Below are 17,724 nucleotides of genomic sequence, written 5' to 3'. Positions count from 1 at the left end.
TTTTGTGTATCAATTTTTTCTTCTAGTCAGATAATGCAAGCCTCCAATCACCACTGCTAGGATGGCTACATAGACGACTTGGGTGGTTTCTAAAGGCACATACGCTCCTTGCAGGATAAAGGTATTGACAAGCACTCCAACAAGGGCTGCAAGGCTCAAAAACGTGAGCAAGAGCAACTTGTATCGATTAAATGGCAGACTGACCTTAGCAACTAGACACAAACCATTGACCAAAGCAAGGAGGAAGCAAATAAATTTGACCTGACCTGGGACAGTGATAAAGAAGTTCGTCAGGAGAACACTAGCGACTAGAATGCCACCACCAATCGCAGCATTGGTCAAAATATCTCGCATAAAATGTGTGCTGACCTTTTCTTTATTGGACTCAAAAGTTAGGAAGAAGGATGGAATCCCAATCGTAATGGCTGAAATGATTGTAAACTGAATGGGGATAAAGGCGAATTCCAAACCAAATACCACACTCAAAATGGCAAAAACGATGGAGAAGAAGGTTTTTGTTAGAAAGAGAGAGGCTACCTTTTGGATGTTATTGATGACCCGGCGACCTTCCATCAAGATATCATAAAATACCGCAAAGTCATCGGTCAAAAAAATAATATTGGATACACTTTTGGCTGCGCTAGTAGCACCATTCATAGCAAAACTGATATCTGCTTTCTTGAGAGCCAGAACATCATTGACCCCGTCACCGCTCATTGCAACTGTTTTACCAGCATTTTGCAAAATAGATACCATCTTTTGCTTCTGTTCAGGTGTCACACGACCAAATATTTCGTGTTCCAAGACCACTCTTTCAAAATCTTGTTCACTCACCTTGGTCATATCAATCGCACGGGCTTCTTCCTTAAAACCTGCCTTACGAGCCACCCCATATACAGCCACATGATTATCACCACTGATAATCTTCACTTCAACACCTTGAGATTCGAAATAGTCAAAGGTTTCCTTGGTATTGTCCTTAATCTCATCTGACAAAACGACGTGCCCTAGTAGTTCCATATTGGCTGGACTCATGATGTGGTCCTTACTATGGGCAAGTGTCAAGATTCGAAAACCTTGCTGTTTCAGATGCTCATAGTAGGCATCCATCGGCTGGGTAAAGCCTAGAAATTCATAAGCACCGAAGAAATAGGTCCCACCCTCTTTTACTTGGACAAAGGAATACTTGTTTTTACTTGAAAAGGCACCGACTTCTTGAACTTCCCACTTTTTCTCACAGGTTAAGTAAGTCTTCAGAGCTCGCGAGGTTGCATTTTCATCCTCAAAATAAGCTAGATAAGAAGATAGTTTCTCCGCTAGCTTATCATCTATTTCTTGGACCTTCATACTACCAGTCGTGATGGTTCCTGTCTTATCAAAACAAAGAACATCTACACGCGCCAAGGTCTCTACACAGTATAGTTCCTGCACCAGAACCTTCTTTTTAGCCAACTTCATGGCTGCTACCGCTAGGGAGACGCTAACCAAGAGAATCAAGCCCTCTGGAATCATGCCGACCAAGGCACCTGAACTTCCCAAGACAATTTCAACATAAGACCGTCCTAGACTAAAACCTCTGACATAGAGCAGAATGGCAACTGGCACCAGCAAGATCGAGACGATTTTTAAAATCTTATCCATGTAATCGCGTAGTTGAGAAGGGTATTTTTTGAATTCCTTGCTGGATTTTGCGAGTTTGTTGATATAACTATCGGGTCCGACCGCCGTTGCCGTAACCAGACAAGTACCGCTGACGACATTGCTTCCGCTCATCAGCTGGTCACCAACCGTTTTAAAGACCGAATCACTCTCACCAGTCAGCAAAGACTCATCCACTTCAATATTTCCTTCAAGCACTTCTGCATCGACAGGCACCTGATCACCCAGATTGAGATACAGGTACTCACCCAGAACGATGTCCTCTGGATCAATCTCAATCGTTTGACCATCTCGATTGACCTTGTACTTACTTTTACCAAGCAAACTTAGCTTTTCTAAGGCATTTTTTGAACGCACTTCTTGGAAAATCCCGATGGCTGTATTGATAGCAATCACACCTAAAAAGAGCATATTTTCAAATCGCAAGGTTGTGGCTACCAGAACTGCCAGAGCCAAGTTCATGGCATTAAAGAAGGTAAAGATATTTGAAACGACGATTTCCTTGGTTGTTTTATAAGGTTTAATGTCACTGATATTTCGTTGACGATCCTTGATGTCTTGGCTACTTAAATACTTCATTTCTACTCCGATATCCTTTTGTACTACTATAATAACACATATCCTTTCCTCTGTCACTTAAAGACTCAAACTAAGAAAGACTTACTTGTCAAGCATCATCTATCCCCACTTTAAGAAGAACTTAAAAAGAGGCTAGGATTCCCCTAACCTCTTTTCTATAGCTTTATTCTGCCAAGGCACCCATTGGATCCCATGGTGCAAGTACGATTGGTTCTGCTTCATAGGCAGCTTGTTCTTCTGCTGTCAGCAATTCTTTACGGACAACGATTTGATAGGTGTATTCATCCATCCAAGCGTCTGAGGCGACGAAGTAACCATCTGTACCGACCTTGTCTCCCCATGAGTTTTCAACCTTCCACTTGGTTGACTTACCATTTTCGTCCAAGTCCACACCTGTCAAGACCATGGCGTGGGTCATCAAGCTTTCGCTGTAGTCCAAACGTCCAGCTTTGTCTTGAGTGAGTTGAATGTCCATGCTTGATTCAAAATCATAAACATCTGTTGCAAGAATTCCAGCTTTGCGGTTGCTGAGCTGGCCGACATCTGAACCAAACCAAACAGTTTCTCCTGTTTGCATTTGGACAATCGCCAATTCTTTCAAGCGCTCCATTGGAACGTTGATGTAGCGAACTGCACGGCTACCAACCACATTCCCCAACATCTCAACTGTGTAAGATTTGCCGTAAGGCTTGTCAGCAGTTGGTGCGTTGATAACAGAAACATAATCTTCTAGAGGAAGATTGACATATTTCTTGTAAAATTCCTGTGGTGTGATTCCTTTTTCACTTTGGTAATTGTCATCCTTATCACGATAAGCAAAGTCAAATTTACGTGGTGGAAGTCCTAGTGACATAGCAAGGAAGTTAAAGATTTCTTGCAAGAGGTCTTCTTTCTTAGCTTGAACAGTCACTTGGTCTGCACCAGAAGCGAGCAAGTCACGTAAGATTTGGGCATCTTGGCGAAGCAATTTATTAAGGATGGCATTGAGCTCACGGCTGCTGCTAGATGAAACAGACTCAGGATAAATAGACTTGGGAACGACACCGTATTTCTCAAAGAGGGACACGACCATATCCCACTGACCGCCGTCTTGTTGGGGTGTTTGGAGTAGGAAGCTAACCTTGCGGCTCGTCAATTCTTGGTCTGCAGTCGCAATCACTTGCTCCAAGAACCAGTTTGATTTCTCATACTTGTCCCAGAAGAAGGTGTGGGCTTGTGACAGTTCAAAGTTTTCGAGCTTGTATTGAGAGATAAGTTTGTGGCGGAAGGTGTTGAGAGCTGCAAACATCCAGCAACGACCAGAGGCTTTTTGGTTAGTAACCTTGTCCTTGGTCAAATCAAGCGAGAAAACAGGTGTGTTGTCAACATGGCTTTGACGACGTTCTAGGGCTGCAAAAATTCCGTTATGGCTTGCAGCATTTTCGATAGCTTGGTATTTTACATTTGCTTCATAGTTAGCAAATAAATTATCCGTAAATGATTCTTGAATCGCGTTCATAGATTCCTCCTTTTATTCTACTGTCTATTATAACTCTTTTCACAAAGGAAGCAACTGAAAAACATAAAAGGCAAGGACATTCTCCTCACCTTTTCTAACATAATCCAAACTAAGCAATACTAGCAAAGAGCTCCTCTAACTCCTCCTTGGTCAGGCGACGCCATTCTCCTTGTTCTAAGTTCTCATCCAAGACTAAAGTTCCCATCGTCAAACGTTGTAGGTCCACCACTTCCTTGCCACAGTAGGCTACCATGCGTTTGACCTGATGAAACTTCCCTTCAGCAATGGTCACCCGAACCTGGCTCTCATCCTTATCTGAATCCACCGACAAAATCTCCAGTTTTGCCGGCTGGCAGGTAAAGTCCTTAAGTGGAATACCCTTGCCAAATGTTTCCACATCTTCTTGGGTCATGATTCCCTTGACTTGAGCCAAGTAAGTTTTATCCACATGACGCTTGGGCGATAGAAGGGCATGAGCCAGCTGACCATCATTGGTCAAGAGCAAAAGACCATGCGTATCGATATCCAAACGTCCTACAGGAAAGACTTCTTTGGCACGTCCATAGTCGTCCAACAAGTCCAGAACCGTTCTATGCTTGGGATCTTCAGTCGCCGAAATGACTCCTTGGGGCTTGTTCATCATGTAGTAGACAAACTCTTCATACTCCAGCACTTGACCGTCAAAACGAATCTCATCTCTTTCTTCATTGATCTTCAGTTTAGCTGACTTTTCTTTCTTGCCATTAACCGTCACGCGTCCAGCCTTGAGCAAGTTTTTGACCTCCGTCCGACTTCCCACAGCGCATGCAACTAAAAATTTATCTAATCTCATAGAACTATTATATCATACTCAAAAGGAGGCTAGTACAATGACCAACCTCCTTTTCGTTTCATACTCTTCAAAAATCAAATTCAAACCGCGTCAACGTCGCCTTGCCGTACTCAAGTACAGCCTGCGGCTAGTTTCCTAGTTTGCTCTTTGATTTTCATTGAGTATCGGATTTAAGAAATTAACTTCCTCGTCTCCAGAAAATAGCTAAGACAACCATAGCACCTAAAACAGCTGGGATAATGGCCGTTCCTGCTATAATTGGACCCCAAGTTCCGAAAAGCAAGTGGCCCAAAAAGGCACCAATCCAGCCGAGAAACATTTTTCCAAAGCATCCCATGCTCTCTCCACGATTGGTTAAAGCACCTGCCAAGAGTCCCACTAGGAGACCAACAAACATACTTCCAAGCATAGCTTCTCCTTAAATTGCCCAGTCTCCATTGCGGAAGAGCGGTACGCGTGTTCCATCCTCACGGATACCATCGATATCCATTTGATTCGAACCAATCATAAAGTCCACGTGAACATCTGAACGGTTCAGTCCAGCAGCTTCAAGCTCTTCTTCGCTCATCTCTGCCCCACCAACAACGCTGGTTGCATAGGCTGCACCGATAGCCAAGTGGTTTGAGGCATTTTCATCGAAAAGGGTATTAAAGAAGGTAATTCCTGACTGAGAAATTGGACTTGGATCTGGTACCAAGGCACATTCACCCAAGGCACGCGCACCAGCATTTTCAAAGACAAGATCTTTCATAACTTGATCGCCTTTTTCAGCTGTAATATCAACGATTTGACCATCCTTGAAAGTTACTTTAATCCCTTCAATGATATTTCCGTTATAGCTAAGTGGTTTTGTAGAAGTGACATAACCATCCGCGCGACGGAAGTCAGGAGCCGTAAAGACTTCTTCTGTCGGCATATTTGGCAAGAAACCTTCGCCTTGAGCATTGACAGCTCCAGCTGATTCCCAAACGTGATTTTTCGGCAATCCAAGTGTCAAGTCTGTTCCAGGAGCTGTGTAGTGAAGGGCTGAGAATTGTTCTTTATTGAGCATTTCTGCCTTGCTCTTGAGGATAGCAGCATGCTCTTCCCAAGCCTTAACGGGATCTTCTTCGTAGACACGGCAAGTTTTGAAAATTTGGTCCCAAAGGAAATCGACTGCTTCTTCATCGCTCGCAGCATTTGGAAAGACTTTCTTAGCCCATTCAAGTCCAGCAGCGGCAGCCACTGTCCAGCTAACCTTGTTGGACTGAGTTGCGATACGCATTGGCTTCATGGCAAGTCCCATAGCTTTGGCAGAAGCCGAAAGCTTGTCAGCATCCACGCCGTTCAAGGCACCTGGATCAGATGAGCGAACTCCAAGACGGCTAGCCTTGTTCTCCAAGAGATAGTTCATCTCAGCAATCTTGTATTCTGGTACATTGTCCAAACGCTCCATCGGCGCGTGAAGGAATTTCTCGCGGTTGATAACATCATCAGTCCACTGAACAATAACCTCATGCGCACCAAGTGCATATGCTTCTTTAACGATTAGATGCGCCAACTCGCGTTGCTCCACATCGATAGAGAGTGCTAAAGTATGACCAGGTTGCACGTTGATTCCGTTTGCAACCAACAATTTCGCATATTTTTCTAGATTTTCTTTAAAATTTGGTAAAACCATTCTATTCTTCCTTTTCTTTTGTTATTTTTCCTTCAAAGCAGAAAATAACCCTGCTAAAGCAATGGCACCAGACAAGAGCGCTGTCGATAGAAGGATTGTCTGATCAGCAAGTTCCAATTGATAATCAAACACCTTTTGCGCTGGCTTATCCTGAGCGGAAATGGTAAGTTTCATAAAAACCTCTTTCTATATTTTAGAAAAACTCATCAAACAAACTCAACTGGTTATCCTCTGGCATATTGCCGAGAATCCCCATTTCATCCATCTTTTCAACCAAGGTTGATGACAGTCCGCCACGCTTGCGCAACTCAGTTTTAGAGAGGAATTCCCCTTCTTTTCGAGCACGCACCAACTGCTTAGCAACGTTCTCTCCCAGACCATCCATTGCGACAAATGGTGGGATAAGAGTGTCTCCGTCAATGATGAATTCAGTCGCATCACTACGATAGAGGTCTAACTTGCCAAACTTAAAGCCACGTTCCCACATTTCATTGACAATCTCAAGAGTGGTATAGAGGTCAATCTCCACATTAGAGGCTTCATTATTCTTCCGTTTTTCAGCGATTTCTTCCATTCTACGTTTGATGGCATCCAAGCCCGCACCCATGGTCTTGATATCAAAGGCCTTGGCTCGGATTGAGAAATAAGCACAGTAGTAATAAATCGGATGGTGAACCTTGAAGTAGGCCACACGCAAGGCCATCATAACGTAGGCGGCCGCATGGGCCTTAGGGAACATGTACTTGATTTTCCCACAGGACTCGATATACCACTCTGGCACCTTATTGGCCTTCATAGCCTCGATGTAGCCATTTCGCTCCTCTTCGGAAATCTTTAGCCACATGCCCTTACGTACCCGTTCCATGATAGTAAAAGCCATCTTAGGTTCAAGACCAGCATGCATGAGGTAAACCATGATGTCGTCCCGACAGCCGATAACGGTTGATAGATCCGCAATCCCTTGCTTAATCAAATCCTGAGCATTTCCCAACCAGACATCGGTACCGTGGGACAGACCTGAGAGCTGAAGCAACTCCGCAAAGGTTGTTGGATGAGTTTCATCGACCATGCCACGAACGAAGTTAGTTCCAAACTCTGGAATTCCCAGCATACCCGTAGGCGTTCCGATTTGCTCAGGTGTCACCCCAAGTACTTCAGTTCCTGAAAAAAGGGCCATCACACCTTCATCATCCATAGGGATTTCATTAGGGTCAATACCAGACAAATCCTGAAGTTTCCGAATCATGGTTGGATCATCATGTCCCAGTACATCGAGTTTGAGGACATTCTCATCGATATCGTGGAAGTTAAAGTGAGTGGTCTGCCATTCAGCCGTCACATCATCTGCTGGATACTGGACAGGCGTAAAATCGTAAACGTCCATGTAGTTCGGAATAACAACGATTCCCCCCGGGTGTTGTCCTGTTGTCCGCTTGACACCAGCCGCACCCTGAGCGAGGCGTTCTACCTCTGCATCACGATAAAACTTCCCATAGTCCCGCTCATAGCCCTTGACAAATCCATAAGCGGTCTTGGCAGCCACCGTACCAACCGTTCCTGCACGGAAGGCATACTCTTCACCAAAGATATCACGCACATCCAAGTGGGCGCTAGGCTGGTCTTCTCCCGAGAAGTTCAAGTCAATATCGGGAACCTTATCTCCATCAAAACCAAGGAAGGTCTCGAACGGAATATCCTGTCCATTTTTGCTAAGTTTATGACCACAGTTTGGACAGTCCTTATTAGGCATATCAAAACCTGAACCGTAAGAACCATCCGTGATAAACTCACTATACTGACACTGACCACAAACATAATGAGGAGAGAGTGGATTAACCTCCGTAATCCCAATCATGGTCGCAACAAAACTGGACCCAACAGACCCACGAGAACCAACCAAGTAGCCCCGTTCATTGGAACGTTGCACCAGCATCTGCGATGCTAGATAAATCACGGCAAATCCATTCCCCAGTATGGATGTTAATTCTTTTTCAATCCGCAAATCAACAATATCTGGCAGCGGATTTCCATAAATCTCAAAGGCCTTCTTATAGGTCAGCTCAGCAACTGTTTCTTCCGCCTTGTCAATGAAAGGCGTGTACAAGTCACCCTTAACCACCTCAACAGGCTCAAAGGTTTCTGCCAAGGCATTGGTGTTTTCAATAACCAGTTTACGAGCCATTTCCTCGCCCAAAAAGGCAAATTCATCTAACATCTCATTGGTTGTTCTAAAATGAGCCTTTGGCAGAGGAGCTGGCTGGGCATGCTCACCGTGACCAATGGTTCGGTTAATCATAGCCCCCTGTCCCAAACTACGGACGATAATTTCACGGTAAATCTCTTCTTCTGGTTCGATATAATGCACATTACCCGTAGCCAGAACAGGTTTGCCAAGACGGTCCCCGACCTCTATCAAACTCTTGATAATAGTTTGGAGTTCCTCCATATCCTTAACCTGCTCTTTAGCAATCAATGGTGCATAAATAGCTGGTGGCATAACCTCGATAAAGTCATAATACTTGGCCACCTCAACCGCCGCATCTACACCTTTGGAAACGACCGCATCAAAAACTTCACCTTCAGAGCAAGCTGTTCCTAAAATCAAGCCCTCCCGATGAGCATCTAGAACCGTTCTCGGAATCCGTGGTACCCCTTCAAAGTACTTGGTATTGGACAAAGAAACCAGCTTAAAGATATTTTTTAGACCTACTTGATTCTTGACATAGATGGTCGCATGCTTGATCCGAGCTTTTTTATAAGAGTCTGGACTAATCAAATCAATATTCAGTCTGGCCAGATCAGTCACACCATGTTTTTCTGCTACATCCTTGATAAAGATAAAGAGCAAACGACCAGTAGCTTCCGCATCGTAGTTGGCCATGTGGTGGTGGTCCAGTGCCACACCAAAACGCTTGGTCAAAGGTCCTAAACCATGACGTTTATACTCAGGATAGAGGTTTCTAGCAAACTCCAGCGTATCAACAACTGGCTGGCTAATCTTAGGCAGACCATGACGCTCATAGTTGGCATTCATAAAGCCAACGTCAAAGGTAGCATTGTGGGCAACTAGAACCGTATCCTTGCAGAATTTCTGGAATTCTTGCAAAACTTGTTCTAGTGGCTTGGCATTTTTGACATGGTCATCTGTAATACCAGTCAACTCGGTAGTAAAGGCTGACAAGGGATATCCAGGATTGATAAATTCGTCAAATTCAGCAATAACATTTCCCTTGTACATCTTAGAAGCCGCAACCTGAATTAAGTCATTATAGATGGCTGAAAGTCCCGTCGTTTCCACGTCAAAAACCACGTAGGTTGCTTCTGACAAGTCCATCTCCGCTTCGTTGTAAACGATAGGAACACGGTCTTCAACGATATTGGCTTCCATTCCATAGATCAGCTGAATTCCAGCTTTCTTAGCTGCCTTGTAGCCATGTGGGAAAGACTGAACGTTTCCATGGTCCGTGATGGCAACCGCCTTGTGTCCCCACTTTGCAGCTGTCGCAATGATTTCCTCTACTTCTGGCAGAGCATCCATGGTCGACATATTAGTATGAGCATGAAACTCAACCCGACGCTCACCTTCTGGCATTAAATCCTTCCGCTCATAGTGAACAACTTCCTGCACATCCTGCACGTTCATAGTCAAATCGCGTGTGAAGTTATTCATCTCTACATTCCCACGAACACGAAGCCAGGAATTTTTCTTAATGATGTCAAACTTCTGAGCCTCTTCTTCATTCTTAACCCATTTTTGCATTGAAAAACTTGAAGTGTAGTCCGTCATTTTAAAGTTAATCAAAACGCGACCAGTTCTGGTCACCTTATGCTCCACATCAAAAACGACCCCTTCAAAGACCAAACGATTTTCCTCAGTCGTCACATCAATCATCTGGATAACTTCAGCCTTATCCAATTTTGGTTTTGCTGCAGCCTTTTTAGCCTGGAAATCAAAGGCCGATTTCTCTTCTACTGGAGGAGGAGCCATTTGTTCTAGTTGCTCCATAGCCCGTAAAGCCTCTTCATTGGCAGCTTGAACGATTTGTTCATTCTCCGTATGGAAGGCTTCCTCCTGCTCCTGCGTAAGAGCATCATTCTTTTCGATTTGGCAGACAAAAGCTGGAAAACCAAATTTTTCAAGTTGCTTTGTTAAATTAGGAAGATGATTTTTCTTAAAGTGTTCCTTATCAATCACCTCTGAACCTTCAATAAAGAGCTGATTTCCCTCTGCACGAACTTGTAAATTCTGATAAAGAGACTTAAACCCTTGGCTAGCACATGGACCTTCAGAAAAAGCCTCCTTATAGTAGGCCTGCAAGAGTTCATTTGAAAATTCTTGAGAGAGAGCCCTGATTTCGAAAACAGCTTGATTCCCTGTCTTAGAAAATTCTTCACGAAGCCCTTTCTTTAACTCTAAAAAGATTTCAATCGGTAAAATATTAGAAAATACAAAATGAAATTCCCAAATCTTACTAATTTTATGAACCACAACACGCTCAATACTTGCATTAACAAGTGTAGGATCCTGTCTCAATTGATCAGAGACTCCTATTTGATTCATTAAAATTTCAAACTTACTTGACATCCAATTTCCTCACATTATTCTCTTACTATTTTACCATAATTAAAGAAAATATATAGCCACTACCATTCCTTAAACCCTGCTAGTTTTCCTAAATTCGGCTCTATAATATTTGTAGTGGGTAAATCCCCTATGGATATTATGGAGCCTATTTTGTTGTAGAAAAAAGTCCCATATGATCTATAATGAAAAGCGACCAAACCATCATTAGAAAGAATCATATGGAACCATTACATTTTATCACAAGACTACTCGATATCAAAGAATCTAATATCCAAATTATGGATGTTGTTAATAGAGATACACACAAGGAGATCATCGCTAAACTGGACTACGACGCCCCATCTTGTCCTGATTGCGAAAATCAAATGAAGAAATATGACTTCCAAAAGCCTTCCAAAATTCCTTACCTTGAAACAACTGGTATGCCTACTAGAATTCTCCTTAGAAAGCGACGTTTTAAGTGTTATCAGTGTTCGAAAATAGCGGTCGTCGAAACCTCTCTCGTCAAGAAAAATCACCAAATCGCGACCATCGTCAACCAGAAAATCACTCAAAAATTAATCGAGAAAGTCCCTATGACAGCTATTACAGAAAGTCTATCTGTCTCTACTTCGACAGTCATTCGTAAATTGAAAGAATTCAAATTCAAGACAGATTTATCTTTTCTTCCAACCCACATGTCTTGGGATGAATACAGCTTCAAGAAATGATTTTCATAACTCCGAACATCAAAAAAGAAAGGACGAAATTCGTCCTGTCTCGATCTTAGCTGACTTCAACCCACTACAGTTGACAAAGAACCACAAAAAAGAAGATTCTCAGAATCTCCTTAACACATATAAAAAAGATACCCTTAAGTATCCTCGTAATCGATCGGGAAGACAGGATTCGAACCTGCGACACCTTGGTCCCAAACCAAGTACTCTACCAAGCTGAGCTACTTCCCGCGTTAAATAAAAAAATGCACCCTAGAGGAGTCGAACCTCTAACCGCCTGATTCGTAGTCAGGTACTCTATCCAGTTGAGCTAAGGGTGCTCATCATTATATGCCGAGGACCGGAATCGAACCGGTACGATCGTTACCAATCGCAGGATTTTAAGTCCTGTGCGTCTGCCAGTTCCGCCACCCCGGCCTCTCTAAGCGAACGACGGGATTCGAACCCGCGACCCCCACCTTGGCAAGGTGGTGTTCTACCACTGAACTACGTTCGCATCGACCTCTTATTCTATATAAAAAAATGCCGGCTACATGACTTGAACACGCGACCCTCTGATTACAAATCAGATGCTCTACCAACTGAGCTAAGCCGGCTGCTTTCTATTATGCGGGTTAAGGGACTTGAACCCCCACGCCGTTAAGCGCCAGATCCTAAATCTGGTGCGTCTGCCAATTCCGCCAAACCCGCAAATATGACCCGTACTGGGCTCGAACCAGTGACCCATTGATTAAAAGTCAATTGCTCTACCAACTGAGCTAACGAGTCTAAAATAACTTCCGTTATCTTAAACGGTCCCGACGGGAATCGAACCCGCGATCTTCGCCGTGACAGGGCGACGTGATAACCGCTACACTACGGGACCTATATGGGAGTTAACGGGATCGAACCGCTGACCCTCTGCTTGTAAGGCAGATGCTCTCCCAGCTGAGCTAAACTCCCTCGAGCTAAGCGACTTCCATATCTCACAGGGGGCAACCCCCAACTACTTCCGGCGTTCTAGGGCTTAACTGCTGTGTTCGGCATGGGTACAGGTGTATCTCCTAGGCTATCGTCACTTAACTCTGAGTAATACCTACTCAAAATTGAATATCTATCAAATAATTAGAAAACCTCACGCTTCGTATCCTCAGCTACTTTGGATAAGTCCTCGAGCTATTAGTATTAGTCCGCTACATGTGTCGCCACACTTCCACTTCTAACCTATCTACCTGATCATCTCTCAGGGCTCTTACTGATATATAATCATGGGAAATCTCATCTTGAGGTGGGTTTCACACTTAGATGCTTTCAGCGTTTATCCCTTCCCTACATAGCTACCCAGCGATGCCTTTGGCAAGACAACTGGTACACCAGCGGTAAGTCCACTCTGGTCCTCTCGTACTAGGAGCAGATCCTCTCAAATTTCCTACGCCCGCGACGGATAGGGACCGAACTGTCTCACGACGTTCTGAACCCAGCTCGCGTGCCGCTTTAATGGGCGAACAGCCCAACCCTTGGGACCGACTACAGCCCCAGGATGCGACGAGCCGACATCGAGGTGCCAAACCTCCCCGTCGATGTGAACTCTTGGGGGAGATAAGCCTGTTATCCCCAGGGTAGCTTTTATCCGTTGAGCGATGGCCCTTCCATACGGAACCACCGGATCACTAAGCCCGACTTTCGTCCCTGCTCGAGTTGTTGCTCTCGCAGTCAAGCTCCCTTATACCTTTACACTCTGCGAATGATTTCCAACCATTCTGAGGGAACCTTTGGGCGCCTCCGTTACCTTTTAGGAGGCGACCGCCCCAGTCAAACTGCCCGTCAGACACTGTCTCCGATAGGGATCACCTATCCGGGTTAGAGTGGCCATAACACAAGGGTAGTATCCCAACAACGTCTCCTTCGAAACTGGCGTCCCGATCTCTTAGACTCCTACCTATCCTGTACATGTGGTACAGACACTCAATATCAAACTGCAGTAAAGCTCCATGGGGTCTTTCCGTCCTGTCGCGGGTAACCTGCATCTTCACAGGTACTAAAATTTCACCGAGTCTCTCGTTGAGACAGTGCCCAAATCATTACGCCTTTCGTGCGGGTCGGAACTTACCCGACAAGGAATTTCGCTACCTTAGGACCGTTATAGTTACGGCCGCCGTTTACTGGGGCTTCAATTCATACCTTCGAGTTACCTCTAAGCACTCCTCTTAACCTTCCAGCACCGGGCAGGCGTCACCCCCTATACATCATCTTACGATTTAGCAGAGAGCTGTGTTTTTGATAAACAGTTGCTTGGGCCTATTCACTGCGGCTGACCTAAAGTCAGCACCCCTTCTCCCGAAGTTACGGGGTCATTTTGCCGAGTTCCTTAACGAGAGTTCTCTCGCTCACCTGAGGCTACTCGCCTCGACTACCTGTGTCGGTTTGCGGTACGGGTAGAGTATGTTTAAACGCTAGAAGCTTTTCTTGGCAGTGTGACGTCACTAACTTCGCTACTAAACTTCGCTCCCCATCACAGCTCAATGTTATAGAACTAAGCATTTAACTCAATTCACACCTCACTGCTTAGACAGACACTTCCATTCGTCTGCTTTAGTTAGCCTACTGCGTCCCTCCATCACTACATACTCTAGTACAGGAATATCAACCTGTTGTCCATCGGATACACCTTTCGGTCTCTCCTTAGGTCCCGACTAACCCAGGGCGGACGAGCCTTCCCCTGGAAACCTTAGTCTTACGGTGGACAGGATTCTCACCTGTCTTTCGCTACTCATACCGGCATTCTCACTTCTATGCGTTCCAGCGCTCCTCACGGTACACCTTCTCCACACATAGAACGCTCTCCTACCATACCTATAAAGGTATCCACAGCTTCGGTAAATTGTTTTAGCCCCGGTACATTTTCGGCGCAGGGTCACTCGACTAGTGAGCTATTACGCACTCTTTGAATGAATAGCTGCTTCTAAGCTAACATCCTAGTTGTCTGTGCAACCCCACATCCTTTTCCACTTAACAATTATTTTGGGACCTTAGCTGGTGGTCTGGGCTGTTTCCCTTTCGACTACGGATCTTAGCACTCGCAGTCTGACTGCCGACCATAATTCTTTGGCATTCGGAGTTTATCTGAGATTGGTAATCCGGGATGGACCCCTCACCCAAACAGTGCTCTACCTCCAAGAATCTTTATGTCGACGCTAGCCCTAAAGCTATTTCGGAGAGAACCAGCTATCTCCAAGTTCGTTTGGAATTTCTCCGCTACCCACAAGTCATCCAAGCACTTTTCAACGTGCCCTGGTTCGGTCCTCCAGTGCGTCTTACCGCACCTTCAACCTGCTCATGGGTAGGTCACATGGTTTCGGGTCTACGACATGATACTAAAGCGCCCTATTCAGACTCGGTTTCCCTACGGCTCCGTCTCTTCAACTTAACCTCGCATCATATCGTAACTCGCCGGTTCATTCTACAAAAGGCACGCTCTCACCCATTAACGGGCTCGAACTTGTTGTAGGCACACGGTTTCAGGTTCTATTTCACTCCCCTCCCGGGGTGCTTTTCACCTTTCCCTCACGGTACTGGTTCACTATCGGTCACTAGGGAGTATTTAGGGTTGGGAGATGGTCCTCCCAGATTCCGACGGGATTTCTCGTGTCCCGCCGTACTCAGGATACTGCTAGGTGCAAAGACTATTTTAAATACGAGGCTCTTACTCTCTTTGGCTGATCTTCCCAAATCATTCTTCTATAATCTTTGAGTCCACATTGCAGTCCTACAACCCCGAAGAGTAAACTCTTCGGTTTGCCCTCCTGCCGTTTCGCTCGCCGCTACTAAGGCAATCGCTTTTGCTTTCTCTTCCTGCAGCTACTTAGATGTTTCAGTTCACTGCGTCTTCCTCCTCACATCCTTAACAGATGCGGGTAACAGGTAGTACCTGTTGGGTTCCCCCATTCGGAAATCCCTGGATCATCGCTTACTTACAGCTACCCAAGGCATATCGTCGTTTGTCACGTCCTTCTTCGGCTCCTAGTGCCAAGGCATCCACCGTGCGCCCTTATTAACTTAACCTTATTTTCTGACCTTTCAGTCATAAACTCTTTTAATACTACAGCGTTTCGGTTTATTTTCTTGTTACTATTTGATATAGATATTCAATTTTCAATGTGCATTACTTGGTGATCCCTCACCAATGGAGCCTAGCGGGATCGAACCGCTGACCTCCTGCGTGCAAAGCAGGCGCTCTCCCAGCTGAGCTAAGGCCCCACAAGACCTCTCAAGACTAAACAAGACCAATGCGCAGTTCCTTATCCTTAGAAAGGAGGTGATCCAGCCGCACCTTCCGATACGGCTACCTTGTTACGACTTCACCCCAATCATCTATCCCACCTTAGGCGGCTGGCTCCTAAAAGGTTACCTCACCGACTTCGGGTGTTACAAACTCTCGTGGTGTGACGGGCGGTGTGTACAAGGCCCGGGAACGTATTCACCGCGGCGTGCTGATCCGCGATTACTAGCGATTCCGACTTCATGTAGGCGAGTTGCAGCCTACAATCCGAACTGAGACTGGCTTTAAGAGATTAGCTTGCCGTCACCGGCTTGCGACTCGTTGTACCAGCCATTGTAGCACGTGTGTAGCCCAGGTCATAAGGGGCATGATGATTTGACGTCATCCCCACCTTCCTCCGGTTTATTACCGGCAGTCTCGCTAGAGTGCCCAGCTGAATGATGGCAACTAACAATAGGGGTTGCGCTCGTTGCGGGACTTAACCCAACATCTCACGACACGAGCTGACGACAACCATGCACCACCTGTCACCTCTGTCCCGAAGGAAAGCTCTATCTCTAGAGCGGTCAGAGGGATGTCAAGACCTGGTAAGGTTCTTCGCGTTGCTTCGAATTAAACCACATGCTCCACCGCTTGTGCGGGCCCCCGTCAATTCCTTTGAGTTTCAACCTTGCGGTCGTACTCCCCAGGCGGAGTGCTTAATGCGTTAGCTGCGGCACTAAACCCCGGAAAGGGTCTAACACCTAGCACTCATCGTTTACGGCGTGGACTACCAGGGTATCTAATCCTGTTTGCTCCCCACGCTTTCGAGCCTCAGCGTCAGTTACAAGCCAGAGAGCCGCTTTCGCCACCGGTGTTCCTCCATATATCTACGCATTTCACCGCTACACATGGAATTCCACTCTCCCCTCTTGCACTCAAGTTAAACAGTTTCCAAAGCGTACTATGGTTAAGCCACAGCCTTTAACTTCAGACTTATCTAACCGCCTGCGCTCGCTTTACGCCCAATAAATCCGGACAACGCTCGGGACCTACGTATTACCGCGGCTGCTGGCACGTAGTTAGCCGTCCCTTTCTGGTAAGATACCGTCACAGTGTGAACTTTCCACTCTCACACTCGTTCTTCTCTTACAACAGAGCTTTACGATCCGAAAACCTTCTTCACTCACGCGGCGTTGCTCGGTCAGACTTCCGTCCATTGCCGAAGATTCCCTACTGCTGCCTCCCGTAGGAGTCTGGGCCGTGTCTCAGTCCCAGTGTGGCCGATCACCCTCTCAGGTCGGCTATGTATCGTTGCCTTGGTGAGCCGTTACCCCACCAACTAGCTAATACAACGCAGGTCCATCTGGTAGTGATGCATTTGCACCTTTCAATGAATTATCATGCGATAATCCATTTTATGCGGTATTAGCTATCGTTTCCAATAGTTATCCCCCGCTACCAGGCAGGTTACCTACGCGTTACTCACCCGTTCGCAACTCATCCAAGAAGAGCAAGCTCCTCTCTTCAGCGTTCTACTTGCATGTATTAGGCACGCCGCCAGCGTTCGTCCTGAGCCAGGATCAAACTCTCATTAAAAGTTTGAGTTCTCACTCATTTCTGTCACTGACAGATTTATTGTTTTTTTTCATTGTTCAGTACTATAACCTTAGTTATAGTGCCCTGCACATTGGTTCGTCTTGTTCAGTTTTCAAAGGTCTTTGTCACTCAATCTCTCTCAAGCGACAACTATATTAGTATATCACAGCCACTCTCGCTTGTCAACACTTTTTTGAAACTTTTTTGAACTTTTTTCATCAAGTGTTCCATCCGCAACATACCATAGTCCGTACGGGATTCGAACCCGTGTTACCGCCGTGAAAAGGCGGTGTCTTAACCCCTTGACCAACGGACCTTGAGCTTTTCAGCTCTTTCTATTATACCTACTTTTCCTACTT

At 45.5% G+C, this 17,724-nt stretch carries 7 protein-coding genes, 11 tRNA genes, 3 rRNA genes and 1 pseudogene; 1 reads left to right on the top strand and 21 read right to left on the bottom strand.

Annotated features, from left to right (window positions below):
* Window positions 1-9: 9 nt before the first annotated feature.
* The 7 genes from M9H69_RS01425 to M9H69_RS01395 all read right to left on the bottom strand — a co-directional run bounded on the left by M9H69_RS01425 (window position 10) and on the right by M9H69_RS01395 (window position 10,813).
* Window positions 10-2,238 carry an HAD-IC family P-type ATPase gene (locus M9H69_RS01425; RefSeq protein ID WP_250315713.1) on the bottom strand — a complete coding sequence of 743 codons (2,229 nt, stop codon included), beginning with the start codon at window positions 2,236-2,238 and terminating at the stop codon, window positions 10-12.
* Between the two features lie 163 nt (window positions 2,239-2,401).
* Window positions 2,402-3,736, bottom strand: coding sequence for an aminopeptidase C (gene pepC, locus M9H69_RS01420; protein WP_250315712.1), 1,335 nt, complete (start codon window positions 3,734-3,736; stop codon window positions 2,402-2,404).
* A 109-nt stretch (window positions 3,737-3,845) separates the two neighbouring features.
* Window positions 3,846-4,568: a pseudouridine synthase gene (locus tag M9H69_RS01415; RefSeq protein ID WP_250315711.1), complete on the bottom strand. Its 723-nt coding sequence runs from the start codon at window positions 4,566-4,568 to the stop codon at window positions 3,846-3,848.
* A gap of 178 nt (window positions 4,569-4,746) precedes the next feature.
* A complete protein-coding gene (locus M9H69_RS01410) occupies window positions 4,747-4,977 on the bottom strand; it encodes a GlsB/YeaQ/YmgE family stress response membrane protein (RefSeq protein ID WP_139689538.1) in 231 nt (76 codons plus the stop codon).
* A gap of 9 nt (window positions 4,978-4,986) precedes the next feature.
* Complete coding sequence (locus tag M9H69_RS01405) at window positions 4,987-6,228, bottom strand: aminopeptidase (RefSeq protein ID WP_250315710.1); 1,242 nt, start codon at window positions 6,226-6,228, stop codon at window positions 4,987-4,989.
* A 21-nt stretch (window positions 6,229-6,249) separates the two neighbouring features.
* The gene (locus tag M9H69_RS01400; protein ID WP_139689540.1) at window positions 6,250-6,402 is read right to left on the bottom strand and encodes a hypothetical protein; all 153 of its coding nucleotides are present in this window, start codon (window positions 6,400-6,402) and stop codon (window positions 6,250-6,252) included.
* A 19-nt stretch (window positions 6,403-6,421) separates the two neighbouring features.
* Window positions 6,422-10,813, bottom strand: a complete 4,392-nt coding sequence (locus tag M9H69_RS01395; RefSeq protein WP_250315709.1) for a PolC-type DNA polymerase III — start codon at window positions 10,811-10,813, stop codon at window positions 6,422-6,424.
* Window positions 10,814-11,031: 218 nt separating this feature from the next.
* Here M9H69_RS01395 and M9H69_RS01390 point away from each other — a divergent pair.
* Window positions 11,032-11,520, top strand: a pseudogene (locus M9H69_RS01390) (transposase family protein); the annotation flags it as partial.
* 166 nt (window positions 11,521-11,686) lie between these two features.
* Here M9H69_RS01390 and M9H69_RS01385 read toward each other — a convergent pair.
* The 14 genes from M9H69_RS01385 to M9H69_RS01320 all read right to left on the bottom strand — a co-directional run bounded on the left by M9H69_RS01385 (window position 11,687) and on the right by M9H69_RS01320 (window position 17,681).
* Window positions 11,687-11,760: transfer RNA gene (locus M9H69_RS01385), tRNA-Pro, on the bottom strand.
* Window positions 11,761-11,775: 15 nt separating this feature from the next.
* Window positions 11,776-11,849 (bottom strand) — tRNA-Arg (locus M9H69_RS01380).
* An 11-nt stretch (window positions 11,850-11,860) separates the two neighbouring features.
* Window positions 11,861-11,946: transfer RNA gene (locus tag M9H69_RS01375), tRNA-Leu, on the bottom strand.
* 7 nt (window positions 11,947-11,953) lie between these two features.
* Window positions 11,954-12,025: transfer RNA gene (locus tag M9H69_RS01370), tRNA-Gly, on the bottom strand.
* 27 nt (window positions 12,026-12,052) lie between these two features.
* Window positions 12,053-12,125 (bottom strand) — tRNA-Thr (locus tag M9H69_RS01365).
* 12 nt (window positions 12,126-12,137) lie between these two features.
* Window positions 12,138-12,219 (bottom strand) — tRNA-Leu (locus tag M9H69_RS01360).
* Between the two features lie 5 nt (window positions 12,220-12,224).
* A tRNA-Lys gene (locus tag M9H69_RS01355) sits at window positions 12,225-12,297 on the bottom strand.
* A gap of 24 nt (window positions 12,298-12,321) precedes the next feature.
* A tRNA-Asp gene (locus M9H69_RS01350) sits at window positions 12,322-12,394 on the bottom strand.
* A gap of 4 nt (window positions 12,395-12,398) precedes the next feature.
* Window positions 12,399-12,471: transfer RNA gene (locus M9H69_RS01345), tRNA-Val, on the bottom strand.
* A 4-nt stretch (window positions 12,472-12,475) separates the two neighbouring features.
* Window positions 12,476-12,591, bottom strand: a 5S ribosomal RNA gene (rrf, locus tag M9H69_RS01340).
* Between the two features lie 76 nt (window positions 12,592-12,667).
* Window positions 12,668-15,570, bottom strand: a 23S ribosomal RNA gene (locus M9H69_RS01335).
* Window positions 15,571-15,692: 122 nt separating this feature from the next.
* Window positions 15,693-15,765 (bottom strand) — tRNA-Ala (locus M9H69_RS01330).
* Between the two features lie 51 nt (window positions 15,766-15,816).
* Window positions 15,817-17,365 (bottom strand): 16S ribosomal RNA (locus M9H69_RS01325).
* Together the 16S, 23S and 5S rRNA genes with 11 tRNA genes alongside form the textbook arrangement of a ribosomal RNA operon.
* Window positions 17,366-17,609: 244 nt before the next feature.
* Window positions 17,610-17,681: transfer RNA gene (locus M9H69_RS01320), tRNA-Glu, on the bottom strand.
* Between the last annotated feature and the right edge of the window lie 43 nt (window positions 17,682-17,724).

It is taken from the genome of Streptococcus oralis, from assembly GCF_023611505.1.
In the GTDB taxonomy this organism is placed as follows: Bacteria; Bacillota; Bacilli; order Lactobacillales; family Streptococcaceae; genus Streptococcus; species Streptococcus oralis_CT.
This window is presented reverse-complemented; position numbering and strand designations above follow the sequence as displayed.

What these genes read in the sequence shown, in the direction of transcription:
- pepC (WP_250315712.1), bottom strand. Translation starts at nt 3,736, where the DNA reads ATGAACGCGATTCAAGAATCATTTACGGATAATTTATTTGCTAACTAT.
- M9H69_RS01400 (WP_139689540.1), bottom strand. Translation starts at nt 6,402, where the DNA reads ATGAAACTTACCATTTCCGCTCAGGATAAGCCAGCGCAAAAGGTGTTT.
- M9H69_RS01410 (WP_139689538.1), bottom strand. Translation starts at nt 4,977, where the DNA reads ATGCTTGGAAGTATGTTTGTTGGTCTCCTAGTGGGACTCTTGGCAGGT.
- M9H69_RS01425 (WP_250315713.1), bottom strand. Translation starts at nt 2,238, where the DNA reads ATGAAGTATTTAAGTAGCCAAGACATCAAGGATCGTCAACGAAATATC.
- M9H69_RS01395 (WP_250315709.1), bottom strand. Translation starts at nt 10,813, where the DNA reads ATGTCAAGTAAGTTTGAAATTTTAATGAATCAAATAGGAGTCTCTGAT.
- M9H69_RS01405 (WP_250315710.1), bottom strand. Translation starts at nt 6,228, where the DNA reads ATGGTTTTACCAAATTTTAAAGAAAATCTAGAAAAATATGCGAAATTG.
- M9H69_RS01415 (WP_250315711.1), bottom strand. Translation starts at nt 4,568, where the DNA reads ATGAGATTAGATAAATTTTTAGTTGCATGCGCTGTGGGAAGTCGGACG.